Annotated in this window: 12 protein-coding genes; 1 reads left to right on the top strand and 11 read right to left on the bottom strand. The window is 71.2% G+C overall.

Going from position 1 to position 16,922, the window contains the following annotated elements:
• Positions 1 to 125: 125 nt before the first annotated feature.
• From PZC42_RS14725 to PZC42_RS14715, 3 genes are read right to left on the bottom strand one after another with little or no spacing between them, the layout of a single operon-like run.
• A complete protein-coding gene (locus PZC42_RS14725; protein WP_277212299.1) occupies positions 126 to 2,330 on the bottom strand; it encodes a DEAD/DEAH box helicase in 2,205 nt (734 codons plus the stop codon).
• Positions 2,331 to 2,362: 32 nt separating this feature from the next.
• On the bottom strand, positions 2,363 to 3,082 hold the full coding sequence (locus tag PZC42_RS14720; protein ID WP_277212298.1) for a hypothetical protein: 720 nt from the start codon (positions 3,080 to 3,082) through the stop codon (positions 2,363 to 2,365).
• A 57-nt stretch (positions 3,083 to 3,139) separates the two neighbouring features.
• Positions 3,140 to 3,583, bottom strand: a complete 444-nt coding sequence (locus PZC42_RS14715; protein ID WP_277212297.1) for a hypothetical protein — start codon at positions 3,581 to 3,583, stop codon at positions 3,140 to 3,142.
• Positions 3,584 to 3,857: 274 nt separating this feature from the next.
• Between PZC42_RS14715 and PZC42_RS14710 the strand changes: the two genes are divergently transcribed.
• A complete protein-coding gene (locus tag PZC42_RS14710) occupies positions 3,858 to 4,463 on the top strand; it encodes a hypothetical protein (RefSeq protein ID WP_277212296.1) in 606 nt (201 codons plus the stop codon).
• Here PZC42_RS14710 and PZC42_RS22580 read toward each other — a convergent pair.
• The 8 genes from PZC42_RS22580 to PZC42_RS14670 form a co-directional block, all read right to left on the bottom strand.
• Positions 4,387 to 6,702: an ATP-dependent DNA helicase gene (locus PZC42_RS22580; RefSeq protein WP_277212295.1), complete on the bottom strand. Its 2,316-nt coding sequence runs from the start codon at positions 6,700 to 6,702 to the stop codon at positions 4,387 to 4,389. The genes PZC42_RS14710 and PZC42_RS22580 overlap by 77 nt on opposite strands.
• A gap of 32 nt (positions 6,703 to 6,734) precedes the next feature.
• A complete protein-coding gene (locus PZC42_RS14700; RefSeq protein WP_277212294.1) occupies positions 6,735 to 7,877 on the bottom strand; it encodes a hypothetical protein in 1,143 nt (380 codons plus the stop codon).
• Between the two features lie 132 nt (positions 7,878 to 8,009).
• A complete protein-coding gene (locus PZC42_RS14695; RefSeq protein WP_277212293.1) occupies positions 8,010 to 12,035 on the bottom strand; it encodes an ATP-binding protein in 4,026 nt (1,341 codons plus the stop codon).
• Positions 12,032 to 13,114, bottom strand: coding sequence for a hypothetical protein (locus PZC42_RS14690; protein WP_277212292.1), 1,083 nt, complete (start codon positions 13,112 to 13,114; stop codon positions 12,032 to 12,034). Before PZC42_RS14690 ends, PZC42_RS14695 begins: the two co-directional genes overlap by 4 nt.
• The gene (locus PZC42_RS14685) at positions 13,114 to 13,443 is read right to left on the bottom strand and encodes a hypothetical protein (RefSeq protein WP_277212291.1); all 330 of its coding nucleotides are present in this window, start codon (positions 13,441 to 13,443) and stop codon (positions 13,114 to 13,116) included. The genes PZC42_RS14690 and PZC42_RS14685 overlap by 1 nt, the downstream gene beginning before the upstream one ends.
• 6 nt (positions 13,444 to 13,449) lie before the next feature.
• Positions 13,450 to 14,082, bottom strand: coding sequence for a hypothetical protein (locus PZC42_RS14680; RefSeq protein WP_277212290.1), 633 nt, complete (start codon positions 14,080 to 14,082; stop codon positions 13,450 to 13,452).
• 105 nt (positions 14,083 to 14,187) lie between these two features.
• A complete protein-coding gene (locus tag PZC42_RS14675) occupies positions 14,188 to 14,655 on the bottom strand; it encodes a hypothetical protein (RefSeq protein ID WP_277212289.1) in 468 nt (155 codons plus the stop codon).
• 91 nt (positions 14,656 to 14,746) lie between these two features.
• Complete coding sequence (locus PZC42_RS14670) at positions 14,747 to 16,405, bottom strand: RecB family exonuclease (protein WP_277212288.1); 1,659 nt, start codon at positions 16,403 to 16,405, stop codon at positions 14,747 to 14,749.
• Between the last annotated feature and the right edge of the window lie 517 nt (positions 16,406 to 16,922).

The raw sequence follows: 16,922 nt of genomic DNA, 5'->3' as shown, positions 1-16,922 counted from the left end.
CTCCTCGGACTCGGGGATCGACACCAGTCAGGTTGGAGCGTCCCGCCTGCCACGCCCGCCCCGGGCGCCTGCGCAGGTGCTACTCGACGTCGTCGCCCAGTCCCCGGCCACGCCCCGCGAACCGCTCAGGCGGCGCGGCGACGGCGACGCGAGCGGCGGGAGGCCACAATCTCGGCGACGATTCCGGCGATGATCTGGCTCGGCTCGGCCAGGGCGTCGGTGTGCTCCCCCTCGCGCCACACCGCGACGTGGTTGTCGCCGCCGACCAGCACCTGGTCCAGGACCCCGCCCTTGGTGGCCAGGATGTGCTGGATGCGCTCGTCGAGGGTGCCGGGGGCGACCATCGTGGTGCACAGCACCGGCCGAGCCTGGCCGATGCGCGAGATTCGGTCCTCGGCCTGGGCGATCTCGGCGACCACGTAGCTGGTCTCGACGAACAGTGCGTCGCTGGAGGCGGTCAGTGTCAGCCCGACGCCGGCGGCCCCGATGGAGCACACCAGCACCGGCAGGCGGCCGGCCTGGAAAGCGTCGACGAATCGCTCGACGTCACGCGGCGAAGTGCTGCCCAGGATGTGTCCGACGTGCTGTTCGCCGACGGCCTTGCGGGCGGCGTCCAGCATCGCGGCGGCGACGTCGCGATGGTGGCACCACACCACCAGGGGCCGGTCGCACACCGGTCCGTCGGCGTCGTGGGTGACGGTCGCGGCAACCCACTCGGTGAGCTGCTCGGCCGCGGCGGGCACCTTGGCCATCCCGGCGGCGACGCGCAGCGGCGACATGAGCCCGATCTGCTCGCGCGCCCACGACTCGACCAGCGCGAGGTCGGCGTCGTCGTCCAGGTCGAGCTCGTGGTCCAGCGAGCTCACCCAGTCGGCGACCGTGGCCGTGACCTCGGCGTGCGCGGCGCGGAACCCGGCCAGGTCGACGTCGACGACCTGGGCGCGGCGCGACTTGGTCGGCAGGTCCGGCAGGATGTCGGCCTTGAGGCGGCGCACCCACACGTGGGCGTCGAGCTGCCGGTTCAGGTCGGCCAGTGCGTTCTTGCGCGGCACCCAGGCGCCCCAGTGGTTCTTGCGGCAGTACGTCTTCAGGAACTGGGTGCGGCCGCCGAAGACGGGGTCGAGGTGGCCGGTGATGGCGAGCTGGTTGGTCATCTCGGCGGGGCTGGCGTGCATCGGGGTGCCGGTGGCGCCGATGCACAGGCGGATCGTGGCGGCCAGCTCACGGATCACCTGGGCGCGGGCGGACGTCCACGACTTGGCGCGGTGGATCTCGTCGTAGATCAGCACGTCGGGCGCCCACGCGGTGACCTGGGCGCGCAGCGCGTCGCGGGAGGTCAGGATCGAGTCGGTCATGACCGCCACACCGGCCTCGGGCAGGTCGGGCTGCCTGCGGCCGGGCACGACGGTGACGACGTGTCCGTCCCGGGTGCCGCCGGCGGTGGGGACGCCGCTGGTGGCGGACTCGCGCGCCCAGGAGGTGATGACCTTCGACGGGCACAGCACCAGCACACGGCGCGCTCCAGCGACCGCTGCCGCGGCCAGGGTAGTGCGGGTCTTGCCAGCGCCCGGCTCGTCGCAGTCCAGTGAGTGCCCGGCCGCCAGAGCGATAGCGCCGGCGCGCTGGTAGGGGTACAGATCCAAGCCGAACCAGCCGGGAACGTCCCCTACCTCGGCGACCACCTCGGCCAGGGCGTCGGGGTCAGTGTTGGTGCCAATGGAAGCGGCCAGATGGGCGGTCTGATCGGCCACCTGCTCGGGGGTTGTCGTGCGGTGTGCGGCGGACTCGGCGACCTCGCGCACCCCGTCGGCGAGCACGAGACGCCCCTGGCGGGCGTCGGCGGCGGCAACGACGTCGATCGCGGTGGCGCGCCAGGTGCCGCGGTCCCACACCGCCCCGGCGGGCACGACCTTGGCCCCGGCGTCGTAACCACCCAGGCGCGGGTGGATACGCACCTCGAGCCCGTCGAGCTCGGCGTACGGCGCCGCGACGTCGTCGAGGCTGTCGATCGCGGCCAGGTCGGGGTCACGGACCTTGCTGGTCAGGTCGACGGTGAACCCGGCTTCGACCAGCCTGCGGTGCGGGTGCGGGCCGATGCCGGTCACGACCCAGCGTGAGCGTGCGGAGTCCCACCGGCGCCCGGGCAGGGCGCGCACCCAGTCCAGCAGCCGTTCGCCGGTGCGGGCGTGCCGGGCCGACGGCGCGAATCGAAGAGCGACGGCCGGTGCGACCCAGGTGCGACCCAGGGTCGCCGACGGCGCGGACGCCGGTGGGGGCGGCGCGGGTTGCGGGGCATCGGCCATGTCCCAGTCGTCGTGCGCGGTGGCCATACCTGTCCCTGTGGGGTGCCCGCCCGGTGAGATCACCCGGCCGTGCCGGTGGTGGTCTCCTCGTCGGCCACCTGCCCGGCGGCCCGGAAGGCCGCCTCCAGGTCGATGCCTCGTGCGCGCGCCCAGTGGTGCAGGTCGGTCAGCATGTCGCGTGCGGCGGTGTCCTCACCGACATCGAGGTCGTCGAATCGTGCGCGGTAGCCGTCGATCGTGGCGGCGGCCCGGTCGACGGCAGGGTGCGCGGGCAGCCCGGCCTGGCGAACGGCCGCGACGTCGAAGGATGCCGTGAGTGATCCGTCGCGGTCCTGGCGCCACACGACGCCCTGCTCGACCGTGCCCGGGATCCCGTCTCCCAGCGCGGCCTCGGCGACGACGAGCTCGTCGGAGAGGTCCATGAGCTCGTCGGCGTCGCTGAGCATTGCGCCGTCAGCGCCGTGAACGGCCTGGATGTGCTGGCGGTAGCACCCAAGCTGGTCACACTCGCCGGTCTCGATCCGTGCCGCGTCTGGGTAGCGGATCAGCGTCGCGGTCGTGATGGTGTGCACGGCGACCTGACGTTCGTCGGCCCGCCCGTCGCTTGCCGATGCCGCCATGGCGCTCAACCTGGCCCGACCGGTGTCGACCGCCGCCTGTTCGTCACGTGCGAGCGAGACGTCCAGGGCCTCGGTGCCGCCCGGTGCCTCGTCGACGGCCTTGGCCTCGAATTTCCCGTCGCCCGCTCGCGGGTGCGCTGACTCGGTGAAGGTGTTCATGCCCGGAGTGTTGACGGGGTCCGAGCACGGGCGACGCCGTCGGCCAGATCCGGGTCGTCAGGCGGCGGGCGGCCCGTCGGGGTCCTCACCCGCCCAGGCGATCACGACGGCTGGGGCATCACCCCCGAAGGCGTCCATGCGCACTACGAACCGTTCGTCGGTGAACGTGAAGCCGGTCTCGACCTGGTCGCACGCCTGGTCTCCTCCAGCGGCCACGGCTGCGGCCGCGGCCAGGCGGGCCAGCGCTGTGTCGAGGGTGGACCGCCCGCTGTCGCTCGCCGGGACTGCGGCCTGCCTGCGGGTCCAGGCGACCTGCGCGGCCGGTGAGGTGACATAGACCGAGAACCGCTCGGCAAACCCGACGACGCGAGCCATCCATGTGACGTCGACCAGCTCTCCACGGGCCACCTGAGCGGTGTGCGTCGCGGCGGCGAAGAACTCGGCGAGTGCAGCGTCGTTCACTTCCCGCGCCGGGCCGCCGCCCGCCTGGTCACCGTTCACGGGTCCATTGTGACACTGCTGCCCGTTTTGCCGTGAACATAGTCACGGTCACGTACCCGATCTCGGACCACATTCCGTCGACGTCGAGCAGACGAGATGCCAGGTTGTACAGATGCACACCACGCCGTCACCGATGACCTCGGTACGCCCTGCGCATGCGCCGGGGGTGGCTTGGACCTTGGCCAGCTGCATCGGCCCTCGTCGGGCGCGCCGCACTCTCGCGGTGCTCTCATGGCCGACGTGGCTCTGCCTTGTCTGTCTCGAGCCTGACGTCGTGCACCACGGCCTCAACGTGGTGGCGCTGCTCAGGCGCACGGGACTACGACGCCGGGTCGCGCGTTCGGTGGCGGCAGCCGTACTGCTCGGGACGGCGCTGGGCGGCGTGGGCGGCCTGGCCAAGGCCGGGGTCCTGCCCGAAGCGGCCGCAGCCATCTTCTGCGTGGTCGCCGCGTTGGGCGTCATGAGTCTCGGGGCGTTCATCGGTGCCAACATCGCCATGGGCCTCGCCGGGCGAGCGTCGCTGGGGCGAACCGGTCACGGGCCTCGAGCCCGCCGTCGCGCCGAGCGCACCGCCTTCCGCGCAGCGCAGTGGCAGCTGTCATTAGTCGCAGCGCGCCGAGGAGTCAGCGGGCTGTCCACCGTCGCTGACCATGTTCGTGCCACCGTCCCGCCCGGCGACGTGGTCCGCGCGCACGCCGCCTCGGCGAAGCACGCCCACGTGTACGCGAAGAGGTTCGGCTTCGTGCAACTGACGAGCCGTCCGTGGCAGATGGTCGCCACCGTGACCGGCACATCGCACGCGGCTACGCCGCCCGCCGGCCGGCTGGACTGGCGGCTACCAGGGCAGCCAGCACCTCGCACGCCGCCTCGACGCTCGTGAGCCGGTTGGTGAACTCGGCCAGCGCGCCCAGGTACACCTTGCGGGTCGACTCCGGGTAAGCCATCGGGGTCGACTTGAGCAGCCGCGGGTCCAGCACCGCGACCACCCCGGTGTCGCTGGCCGAGCGGATCAGCCGTCCGGCTGCCTGCTCGATACGCAGCGCGGCATCACGGGCGTAGATCTCGGTGTCGGCCGACCACCGGTTCATCTGGGCGCGCTCCATGATCAGGTCGCGGCGGGCGTCGTCGACGGGGTTCGCCGGCGCGCGCGGCACCCGGTCCAGGACCGTGAGCACGTTGGTCATGCCGGGTGCGTCGGTGCCCGTCATCAGCGACCGGGTGCCGACCAGCACGGCGGACTCCTCGGCGCGCCATGTGGCGACCTGCTGCTCGACCGAGGCGCCGTCCCACTGGCTCAGCACCCGGTAGCGGCCGCGGGCGGACCCGGACAGCGCCTCCGCGTACGCCCTGCCGGACGCCGCCGTCGCGGCCAGCACCAGGGCTCGCCCGCCCGCAGCGTCCACGAGCTGGCAGATCATGTCGCTGGCCCAGGTCCGGTGGGCGTCGATCAGCATCCGTCGTCGACCTCGAGCCGTCTCGACCGAGAGCATCTCGATCTGCGCCGGGGTCGGCTTGGGCACCAGCAGCCGCGAGTTGGCGTAGGCCGCAGCGAAAGGCGAGGGGTAGTCGTTCACGCGTCCGTGCAGACCCAGCTCACGGGTCGCCGTCGCGCCGAGCGTGCCCGAGACGCACACGACCGACAGCGCGTACCGGGGCCGTCCGTCGGCACCGGGTTCGGAGTGCCACCGTTCGGCCACCAGCGGTTCGCCGGACTCTCCGGTCGGCACCGGGGCCGTCCACAGGTTGCCGGCCAGCAGCGCGGCGACCTCGACCGGCGACACCTTGGCCTCGGCCGGTGAGCCGTCGCCGGCACGTTCGACCCAGCGGGCGATGCCAGCAAGCTCATCGCCCAGTGTCGCGACGTCGTCGCGCAGAGCCTCGGCCCGCGTGGTCACCCGGCGCGCGTGCACCTGCGCGGTCACGTCGGCCGATCGGGTGGCTCGGCCGAGCATCCCGGTCAGGCGTTCACACCAGGAGCGCACCGCTTCACCGAGCCCGTCGAGGGGGTCGGTGCCGGTTTCGACGGCGGCGACCTTGCCCGGCGCCAGGCCAGCACCAACGGTCTCGTCCAGCACGGCGGCGATGTGCTCGCCGTCGGCGGTCAGGTTCGCCACCGGTGGGGAGGTCTCGTCCAGCACGGCGGCCGCGGAGCGCACCAGGGAGCGCAGGCGGCGCCCCGAGACGGTGCCCGAGCCTTGGGAGCGCACGGTATCGGCCAGCGCGTGCGCCTCGTCGACCATCACGTGGTGGATGGGCCCGACCTTGGCGTTGCCGATCACCACGGGTGCCGACGTGGCGGCCTGGATGGCCAGCAGCGCGTGGTTGGTGACCACGACGTCGGCCGCGGCAACCTGTTCGCGGGCGGCCACGGGTGCGCACAGGTCAAACAGGGGGCACCCGTCGCCGACGCACTCGGTGGCCGTCACGCTCAGCGCCGACCACATCTGGTCGGTACACACTCCCGGGTAGTCCGAGCGAGACACGACCTCGCGCTGCGCCAGAGCATCGGCGGCCCAGACGATCAGGTCGCGCATCGCCTTGCGATCCACCGGACCGGTGCCGACATCGACCGTCGTCGCGCCACGTCCGCGGCCTCGGGCGGGCCTGCCGGCCGCGGTGCGTGCAAGCTCTGTCAGGTCGTTCGACGGCGCAGGGCTCCCAGTCGCCGCGGCGAACGCGGCGGCGGCGTCCTTGACGCGCACCGCGCACGGGTAGTTCGCCCAGCCCTTGTGAACCGCGACGGCCGGCCGGTACCCGGTGGCGGCTTCGACGGCGTCGGCGACCACGGGGGCGTCCTTGACGATGATCTGATTCTGCAGGCTGCGCGACTCGGTCGAGATGACCGTGCGGCGACGGTCCAGCGCTGCGGCCTGCATCGCGGGGACGAGCAGTGCCAGGCTCTTTCCCACCCCGACCGGTGCCCTGCCGCAGGTCTGACGGCCAGGCTCGGCCAGCGCCGCCAGCACGTCCTGGGCGAGCGAGACCTGACCGGGCCGGCCCTGGGCATCGGGCAGTCCGGTGATCGTCCGCACGGTGGCAGTCAGGGTGTTCAGCATCGCGTCGGCGTCCACGCCCGGGGTGCTGGGATCCCAGGTGACCGGGGCCTGGTCGTCAGGCACGCTCGGATGATCTTCGGCGGGCGTCAGGGCGCTCACGGAGCTTCCTCACCCAGCTCGGCGAGCAGGTTGGTCAGCGTGACGTGCACAGTCCGCTCGTCGCGACCCAGCGCAGAGGACTCGAATGCAGACAGGTGATCGGCGAGCACCTGGTCGAACTGCTCGGCGGCGCGTGCCCGCTGCAGCACGAGGACGGCCTTGGCTTCGTCGCTGGTGCGTCGGTCGTCGCTGCGGACCAGCGTGCGGGCCACCGCCAGCCACGAGAGCGTCAGCCGCTGGGCAGAGTCAGCGAACCCGACCTGACGCGAAGCACACCGCACTGCGGACAGCAGCCGGGCCTCGAGCCGCTTCGCCGGCCGCTCCGGCACCGCGAGGATCTCGGCGACCAGCAGATTCGCCGCTTCGTAGGCCATGTCGGTGTCGGTGCCCACGTACCCGCGCAGGGTCGCGGCGTCCTCGACGTCGAAGTCGTCCCACAGGGCTGCCAGTGCGTCGTCGGCGCCGTAGTGACGTTCGGTCAGTGCTCGCCAGGCGGCGCCCGGATTCTCGGCGCAGGCGCGGCGCAGGCGCGCAGCTTCGGCCAGGCGATCCGGGGCGACCAGGCGTGGCAGGCCGAGCGCCACGCGCAGGGCACGGCCCCGCTCCGCGGCCACCATCTCGTCACGGCCGGGGGTACGCGAGGACTCTCGGACGGCGTCCAGGCGAGCCAGCAGGTCTTCGGTGTCGGCGTCCAGCACCGTGCCCGCGGGGTCGGAGCCGGGGTCGACCGCGGTCGGCAGGTCGGCATCCAGCGGCCCGGCGGTGCGCGACTCGCTGTGCGCGGCGCACATGTCGCGCAGCTGGCGGGTGGCGTAAGTGCGTCCGAGCTGGCGTGCCCACCCTGACAGCGAGCAGGCGTCCGCGATGCGGGTCAGGTCCAGCCCGTCGTCGGCGTAGACGCGCCGCACGAGGAACTCCAGGGTGCGTGCGCCCAGCTCGTCGGCCAGGTGCGGGCGGTAGGAGGCGACTTGCCTGGCCAGGCTCGCGGTGATCCCCGAGCGGTAGACCAGGTCGGCCATCGCGGCACGGACGTCGAAGTCGCTGACCTGACCGGCCGCCCACGCCTCGGCGACGGACGTGGCGCGCGTGTCGACCTCAAGGCTGTCCAGCGGCGCCGTGAGGGTGGTGGGGGCGTTCATGGCCCGGAGGTTGGAGCGCCGCCCCCGCTGCGCCCAGGCCGGTCAGGTGCACGCCACGGGCCCCGGGCGAGTGCGTAGTCCGCCTGCGCCCGGGGCCTGCGTGCTGCGCCGTAGGTGGCGCGTACCCGGTGGTCAGGTCACGGCCTGCTGAGCCTCCTGCTCGACCTGCTCGCGGTCTCGCTGTGCCCGTAGACGCCGTTCGACGTCCTCGGGCGAGGTGGAGGCATCGGACATGAAGGTGTGCGGGATGCGCACCTCGACCGGCACGACCCGCTCGGACAGGTCCTGGTAGTAGGCGATCGTGCCGCGCAGGATCTCGCGGGTGACCGGGTCGCGCAGCGCCCGCATCGAGTGCCAGTTCGGCGCTGTCTCGTCCTGCCCGGAAGTACCCATCGTTGCTGCGGCGGTGATCCGGCTCATCCGTTCCGGCGTGACCTCGAGCTTGCAGGCCGCCAGGGCGGCGGCGGCCTCGTCCTCGTCCTTGATCGGCAGGATCAGCGAGCGGGAGATATAGCCCGCCAGCCCGGCGCTGAGCACGTCGCTGGGCCGCTGGGTGAACAGCATCGGCAGCACCCGCTGGGAGCGGGCCAGGCGGCCCAGACGCTCGATCTCGGTGCGGCCACCTTCACCGGCGAGGAACACCCACGCCTCGTCGAGCATGACCACACCGTCACGTCCGCGCACCGCGGCCGCCGAGCCGAACACCATCATGCGCACCAGCGCCATGGCGATGCGCTGGGTCAGCGTCGGGTTCTTCGCGCCGGGCTCGGGCAGGTCGAGGTGGGCGGATCCGACACGGACGTAGGTGATCTTGTCCGAGACGCGCAGCCCGCCGTCGGCGGACGCGTCCATGCCGATGCAGGCGGCGAACATCGCCGAGCTGTTCCTCAGGGCGAGCACCGGTTCGACCATCTCCTCTGGCGCCGCTCCGGCGTCACGTGCGAACGTCAGTGCCTGGCCCACCGTCCGCGCTCCGAGGCGTACGCCCGTGTCCAGGGCGACGGTCAGAGGTGTCTCGAACTTCGAGGCGTCCGGCCCCCACGGGTTGATGGCCATGAGCATGGACGCAGCCATGTCTTTGCCTTCGGCGGCTGACGTGGAGAACAGCAGTGGGTCGAAGACGCCGTCGGCGGTGACGAGGTCGTCCAGGGATGCGACTCGTCCACCGGAGAGCAGGACGGCCGCCGAGTGGTCGCTGCCAGAGTTGTGCGTGGGAACGAAGCCGGCGCACAGGTAGGTGTGGTCGGCGGAGTCGACCCTCACGCATCGCGCCGGGCGCGACGGGACGGGACGGATCTCCCGGATGTACAGCGCCGCGGAACGTGAGTGCTTCGGCGACACGGACGACGGCAGCAGGTCCAGCTTCCGGCTCAGGCGGAACACTGGCTTCGACGTCCTGAACGACACCACCCAAGACGTCCCCGTGACGCGTCGCGTGCGTGTGCCGTCCTCGTCACGCTCGGTGATCACGCTCGGCTCGGTGTTGATGGTCGCCTTGATCCCCAGCGACCGCACCAGCTCCATGAGCCCGCGTGCGATGGTCTCGCGGTTCTGCACGAACCGGCAGCTTCCACCGCGCTTGACGGTGCCGTCAGTGTCCATCAGGCCCTGCAGCAGCGCGAGCCGCTGCCCAGCAGATGCCCGCAGGTACGCCGCCGGGATGTGCCTGTTGCCCAGCAACTCGAGAGTGCGAAGCTGCTCGTGCAGGGAGACGTTGGTTCGGGGGTCGTCATGCGGTGTGCCGGTCCTGTGCATCCGGTTCCACTGCGTGCCGCACGCGGCGCAGTACCTGCCTGGCCTTGACGTGCGCTTGGCCCAGGCGTCGTGTCCACGCCCGCACCTGCTCGTGTCCATGGAGAAACGCATGTTCCACGTGCTGCGTGTGCCACCGTCCTTGGACACTGTCACGCCGGGCCAGACCTGCTCCATGATCTCGGTCATCTCGGCGACGTCCTGGTCGCCCACGCAGATGTCACCGCTGCGTGCGCTGCCGTCTCCCAGCCAGGCGCCCAACAGGTACGGGTCCACGGGTAGGTCACGCTCGGAGAGATCCGGCGCGACGGACAACGGGATCGAGTAGTTGGGGATACCGTTCGACGTCCGCACCCCGGCATCGATCAACTGACGGGTGGTCATCTCGCGCAGCGGCACATCCTGGCCAACAGACCTCTGGTGCAGATACTCCAGGACACGTCCCATCGCTTCTGACCAGGGGTAACGCACAGGAGAGCTACCCGTCGAGTTCATCCTCTTGGCGAGGAACTTGCGAAGGTTCCCGCGTGAGGTGAGCGACCTGACGTCGACGGCAGCCAGATCGTCCCTCAGTTCGCTGACGAGTGCGGGCCGCATGCTGTTTCCGCGTGCCCTCATCAAGGTGTCGAGGGCGTGCGCCTCCTTGCGGAACCTCTCGGCACGCTCGCGCGCCTCCGGGGTGCTCGCTTTGGAGATCCGGCGGCGGTCGAACATCGTGTGCACCACCCATTGGTGCTCAGCGTCGGCGGTGATGACCTGCCCATCGTCCAGGACGATCTCGTACAGGTCTGGCTTCTCGAAGATCGGCGAGAGGTGCGTGACGGTGCACGGCTTGCCGTCGCGACCGATCAGCGTGTCGCCGACCTCGACGTCGCCCATGGACACCGACCCATCGGGCGTGATGAGACGCTCGTCGAGCGCCAACGCCTTGGGGTCGATGAAGACGCAGGGCACGCCGGTGCGCGCCCACTGGTTGGCCAACCACAAGGCGATCTGGGTCTTGCCGGATCCAGTACTTCCGTAGCAACTCATCAGAGGCAACGTGTCGCCGACTGACGCCGCCCTGTTCGACACCAACGCCGCCTGCCGGTCCAGCTCGGTGAACCCCAGCACCGCACCCTCGCGGTCCCCCACGCGCGCCAGCGAGTTAATGCCCGCGGTGGCCACGACGTCGGACGGCATGTCGTGCAGCAGCGGGTTCGCACGCACCCGCGAGGCGAGCATCATCTCGAAAAGCGCCGCCTTGTGCCGGTACTGCATCGGGCGCAGCCTCGGTACGAGGTCGCCGAGCGTGGTGTCCAGGTCGTCGACGATCCCGTCGAAGGCCACCAGCGTGGAAGCCTCCGTCAGCGTGGGGGTGCCCCCTCCGGTGCGGTAGCGGTCCTCGATCTGCTCCAGCGCACTCAGCCGCTCGTCCTGGTCGGCGCGCGAGAGCTTGCCCGCCTCCATCCGAGTCTGGATGTCCGAGATGTTCTTCTTGCGGCGGCGAGTGAGCTCCTCAGCCGTCACCTTGGCCGGCTCCAGCATCCCCCGCGTCGAGACCGCCAACGCTCCCGCCGTCCACAGCTGGGCACCCCACAACGCCTCCGGGTCCGCCGCCGTGATGCGGTCGTACTCGAAGTTTTCCACCGCCGCGACCGTCACCGCGGTCTGGTCGGCCGAGCGCGGCCACGAGCTGCAGTCCGTGACGTCCCCACGCGCCACGGTCTGCAGCGCCGACGGGGAGTTGAAGATGTGCGAGTGCGTCGGGTGGTGGACCATCGGTGTGTCCGGCGGACCACCGAGGGTGTACCAGGCATCGGCCAGACGCATGTCCTCGCTCGAGGCCGCCACCATCCCGCACCGGCGTGCCGTAGCCGAGACCGACGCCAGGTCGCGGTCGAAGTCCGCCAGCGGGGTGCCCACACCGGCGGTGAAGGTGTCCACCAGCGAGTCCAGGCCCGCGGCCAGCTGCTGGCGCACCGAGCCCGACCCCGAGATCAGCGAGGGGCGCAGCTCGATACCGACGAGCATCACACGGTGGTACGTCAGCTCGTCGTGGTACGAACCTGACAGGTAGCCCGCCAGCGGGTGCATGCTGTCCGGGGTCCACAACTTCGGGATCGAGATCGCCAGGACGTGGACGTTGCGGTAGGCCGACTTCGAGGTCCGACGCCCGCCTCGGGCCACCCGCGTCTCGGCGGCCAGCGCCGACAGGTAGCCCAGCAGAGGCGAGGCTGCCTCGACCTGCTCGCGCGGGCTCTTGGCATCCACGATCGCCGCCGTCGGCACCGCGCGATACAGCCACACGCTGCCGTCGGTGCCCACGACACGACCGTCTGCGCGACGCGAACGCATCGCGGTCGGCCACCACGTCTCGGTCTCGACCTGCTCGAAATGCGGGCCGGAAGCGTTCTTGCGGCTCATGAGGACTCCTCCTGCTCGGTCGTCTCGGTGGCCTCCTCGCCGGACTCGACGCCCTCGGAGGACGACGGCGTCGGTTCGGGCGTCGCGAGGGTGTCCTCGACCTCGACCATCCGGCCGGTCACCGCGTTGGCGTACGGGGTCAACTGCGGGCCCGTGCCGGGGGCGCCCCAGGCCACGACCTTCGGGCTGGCGGTGTCCGCACCCGTGACCAGCACGTCGAACGTCATCGGCGTGCTGTCCAGGCTCATCTCATCGATCAGCTCCTCCTGACCGGCCCACACCAGGGACAGCTCGGCGCGCACGACCATCTCCGGCGCCGCGAGCTCATCGAAGTCCGGGGTCAGCGCCGCCCCGAACCGGGTCTCTGCCGTGGCCTGCGCAACTGCAGTCAGCGGAACGTACGAATGCTCCTCGGACGGGTCCGAGACGTTCTGGCGCAGAGCCACCGGGTCACCAGAGGCGTAGGCGCTCGCCCACGAGGCGACCGCGTCCGTCACTGACTCCGGCACGGCGAGCGGGGTCGTGTCGGGCCACCCCTCCAGCTCGGACCAGGCCGAGACGTCCGCCGCCGGAGCCACCGGCTCCAACGACGGCGTACCGACCACCACGGCGCCGAGCGCGTCGGAGATCGCGACCTGCACCCCGGCGGTGTACAGCCGCCCGTCGTCGGTCACCAGCGTCATGGTGTGCAGCTCGAGGTCATGGTGCGGGTCGTCCGGCCCGGCAGCAGGGTCGGGCGGACGGACGACGAACTCAGCACCGTCCCACGACTGCACCTGCCCGCCCGGAAGCGGTGACGGCTCGGACATGAGCCACTGGCGTACCGCCTGTTCGGCGGCGGCGCGCCCGGGAGTCGAGCCCTGCACGGCGGCGACCTGGTCGTCCTCGGCGCCGGCCTGCGAGACGATTCCCGCGCCGATCAGCATCGGGATCAGTGCCGGCCAGGCCAGCACGACCCACCGTGCCCGGCGCCGACGACGCGTCAGCTCGACCGCGTCCGGCATCCCCGCACGGGGAACCTCTTCGGCACCGTCCCACGCCGTCTGGGCGGCCTTCCTCGATCGCTTCGCGCGTGCCATCACAGCACCTCTTCCAGGTCGTTGCGTGCCCCCGAGCGGCCCAGCATGGACAGCCGGGCCCCCGCGGTGTGGGCGATCATCGAGTCCAGGTCACCGGCGAGCAGCTCGAGCACGTCGCGTGAGCAGGTGCCCTCCTCGCGTGCCAGTGCCATGCGCACCGACGCCGACGGGTGGGTGGCCAGCGCTCGCTCGCAGGCGGTGCAGCGCACCTGGCCGCGGGGCACCTTGGCGCTGCACACCGTCCAGCACGCGCGGCACGAGCCGGGCGCGTGGTCGATCGGGTGCGTGTGGTCGTCCAGGACGGGACGCCACGAGCGGCAGCGGGCCACCAGAGCTCACCAGCCCCGCTTGGCGAGCGTCAGCACACCGTCGAGCAGGTCACGGCTCGGCTGGCCGATCTGCTGGACGGCCTTGGCCAGGGACAGTGCCGCCTTCGAGTCGGCCCCAGGGATCTGACCCTTGATCAGGTCGAGCTTCGCGGCGAGGTTCCACACCGCGCGCATGCGAGGCCGCTCCATGCCCAGGGTCAGCACGCCGGCCTCCATCGGGTCGGCGTCGGCGATCGACAGCAGGTCGGTGACCGGGTTCATCGCCGAACGGCTCGAGGTCATCACGGCCACCGTCAGGTCGATCGGGTCGGTGCCCGAGACCGACAGCAGGGAAGCGAGCACCTCGAGCTCGGTGGAGTCCGCGGTCGAGGTCTCCACCGTCTTGGTGGCGATGCGACGGATCGTGGCGCGGTCCGGGCCGGAGGACTTGCGGGCCTTGCCCGCCTTGCCGGACGCGGACCCGGTCGCCGGCGAGTCGTGGTCCACGTCGCCGTCGTCACCTCCGCCCGGAGCGGGGTCCTGCTGCCCTGCGTGCTCCATGGTCGACTCGTCGTGCTCGGCGGCGGAGACGGCGCTGTCGGCCTCGTCGGGCGAGCCGGTGGCGTCGTCGGCGGTGAACGTCGGGGCGGTGAAAGCCATGTCGAATCTCCTGGTCGGGGCGGTGTGTGCCTACATGTGGGTCCATGCACACGAAGCGGGGCGGGTGCCCGGGTGGGGCTCGGTCGGCCGGGCACCCGCACTTGCTCAGGCGGCGTTCTCGGTGGCCTCGCCGCGGTCCTCGATGTGTCGCAGCACGCGCGACTTGTTGCCGTTCTTCATCGTCTCGACCTCGATCCAGACCACGACCTTGTGCCCGACCAGGGAGCGCACCTGCTTGGCCATCGCCAGCCCGACCGGGTTGTCGGTGCGCTCGGTGCGCACCGACTCGGTGCCGTCGTCGCTGCGCTCGGTGCCGGTGTGCAGCGTGATCAGCCCGCGCGTGGAGGACTGCTCCTTGACGATCGACACGACCGTGCCGGTGAACACCTTGGCCGCGGCGACCTGCTCGACGGCGCGGAAGGCGGGGTGTTGATCGTTGCCCGCCACGGCGGTGAAGCGTGCGGCGGTTCGTGCGACCTCGGACTCCCAGGCGGCGGAGTCCTCGCCGACGGGGCCGACGGCCGACATCGCGGCGACGACGATCTGCTGTTTGGTGGCGGCATCGATGTCCATGGCTCTTCTCCTGGTGTGCAGTGGTCGGTGTGCTGTGGCGGGGTTGGAGCCGGACCGGACAGGCGGGGCACGTCCTGCCCGGTCCGGGGTCTTAGGAGGCGACCGAACGGGGGCCGGTGGCCGGGGTGGGAAGCTCGCCGAGGATGGTCACCGCGCCACGGCGCGGCCCGTTGTCGTACAGGTCCAGCGCAGCGCGGGCGATCGAGACCGCGCGACGGGTCGCGCGGGTCTGCCACACCGCCCAGGCGTCCTCGTCGGCGCCGAACGGCAGCGGCATGGTGGCCAGCACCGTGCGCAGCGCGCCGCGCAGGCGCGTGTTGGCGCCCATCCCCCACTCGCGGGTGCCGGTGACCTCTTCCTGGGCGTCCAGGACGACCTCAGCCAGCACGCTCTTGAGTGCGGTGACCGCCGACCCCTTGACCTCGAGCCCGGCCTCAGCCAGCGCCTCGACGGCGAGCTCGGCGACGCCGAACACCGCGGTGGCGGCGTAGGAGTTCATGGACAGGTGTCCGTCGACGGTCTCGCCCTCCCAGGGCTTGTTCTCCCGCCAGGCGCTGCTGGTCATCGTGGCTTCCTCCGTGTCGGTCTGCGTCTCGCTCGTCGTGACACCGGCAAGGTTGGAGCGCGATGGCGCCTGCGCCCCGTGGGGGTCGTCGAAGAACCCGTCGCCGTCGGCGGCGTCCACCGTCTGCAGCGGCGGCTGCTCGTCACCGGCGACCTCGTCGTCCCAGTCGCCAGCCAGCACCGTCGGGGTGTCGGCCGAGGGCACGTCAACGCCGGTGGTGGCCGTAGACGTCATCGCCCGCACCGTGGGGATGCCGAGGTCGACCTCGCTCGGAGCGCCGCCGGCGCGGTCGGTCTTGCCCTCGGCCTTGGCGGCCGGGCAGGCGTTGACCAGCGGGCACCAGCCGCACAGCGGCGAGGTGCGCAGCGGCACTGCGGCGTCGCGGGCGTAGGTGCGCAGGTCCGACCAGGCGGCGGCGAACCGGTCCAGGGTGGGCTTCATGTTCTTGCGGCCCAACGGCACGCGCACCTGCTTGCGGTGGGTGACGTAGTACAGCCGCCCCTCCAGCGGCAGGACACCGTCGGCGACCCGGACGGCCTCGGCGTACAGGCGGATCTGGTCACCGTGATCGTCGTTACCGAACCGGTCCGGGCCGGGACCCTTGGCCTTGCCTGCCTTGTAGTCGCCAACTCGCGAGCCCGTCTTGTTGCGGGCGTAGATCTCTTCGAGCCGGTCGATCAAGCCGACGAACGGCACCCCGGCAACCTCCACGCCGTCCATGCGCCGCTCGTTGGCCAGCACCTTGACCTGCGTGGGGTCCTCGATCTCGAAGATGCCGGAGTAGCGGTGGGCGACCTCCTCGCGCCACAGCCCGCGCACCTCGGCGTCGGCCATCTGCTCTGGGTGCTCGGCGGCATATCGGCGGGCGACCTGCCCGGCGATACGTGCTGCGGCCAGGCGGGTTCGCTCGGTCGAGGGCAGCGAGTAGAACCCTTCGAGCACCGAGTGCGCCCCGGTGCCCAGCGTGTTCGCCGCGAACGGGTCCTCCGGCACCAGAGGTGACAGAGCCTTCTCGGCCAGCCATCGAGCCGGGCAGCCTGCCATGCCCTGCGCCGTCGACGGACTCAGCGCGGGCCGGTCCAGGATCCGGTGGATCTTCTCCGAGCTGATCGAGAGCTGGTCGCCGTCGAACTGCAGCCCGGGCAGCAGCGGGTCGTGACCATCGTTCTCGGAGTCGGTGCGCATACCCGTTCTGTGGGCCGGGCGCGAACGATGAAGCCGTGGCGCGACGCCGCAAGATACAACGATCGGCGTCGGTCCTGCAGACGGTCCACCAACGAGTCAGACGCCAAGACGCTGAGCAGCAAGTAGCGAGTGCCACAGGCGTAGGCAACGATGAGGGTAGAACGGCTACTTGTTCGTACGGTGCGCCTCGCCAAGCTCGACGTAGATGTCCTCCTCGATCAGACCGTCCAGGGCCTGCCCGAGCTCCTCGACGGTATGGGTGTCCGGCTCGTCCACGATCAGCGAGTCATACCCATCGCTAGTCGGTCAGTTTCCGAACCGCCGACGGGTTCGCTCCGGAGCCTGTGGGTGGTCAATGGGAAAATGGTCTCAACACGCGTACCCCGCGGCCCACGAGGAGACCGACGATGTCTATCAGCACCGCAGCAGCCACCGCCATCCGTGGCCACACCGACCTGGCCAACCAGCTCGCCGCTGCTTCCGGGGTAGGACTTGTGAGCAAGTACGCCACCGCTGT

Origin of the sequence: Isoptericola croceus (assembly GCF_029382255.1) — a bacterium.
Lineage (GTDB): Bacteria > Actinomycetota > Actinomycetes > Actinomycetales > Cellulomonadaceae > Isoptericola > Isoptericola croceus.
Note: the sequence above shows the minus strand (reverse complement) of the source record. Positions and strands in the feature narration are given on the sequence as shown.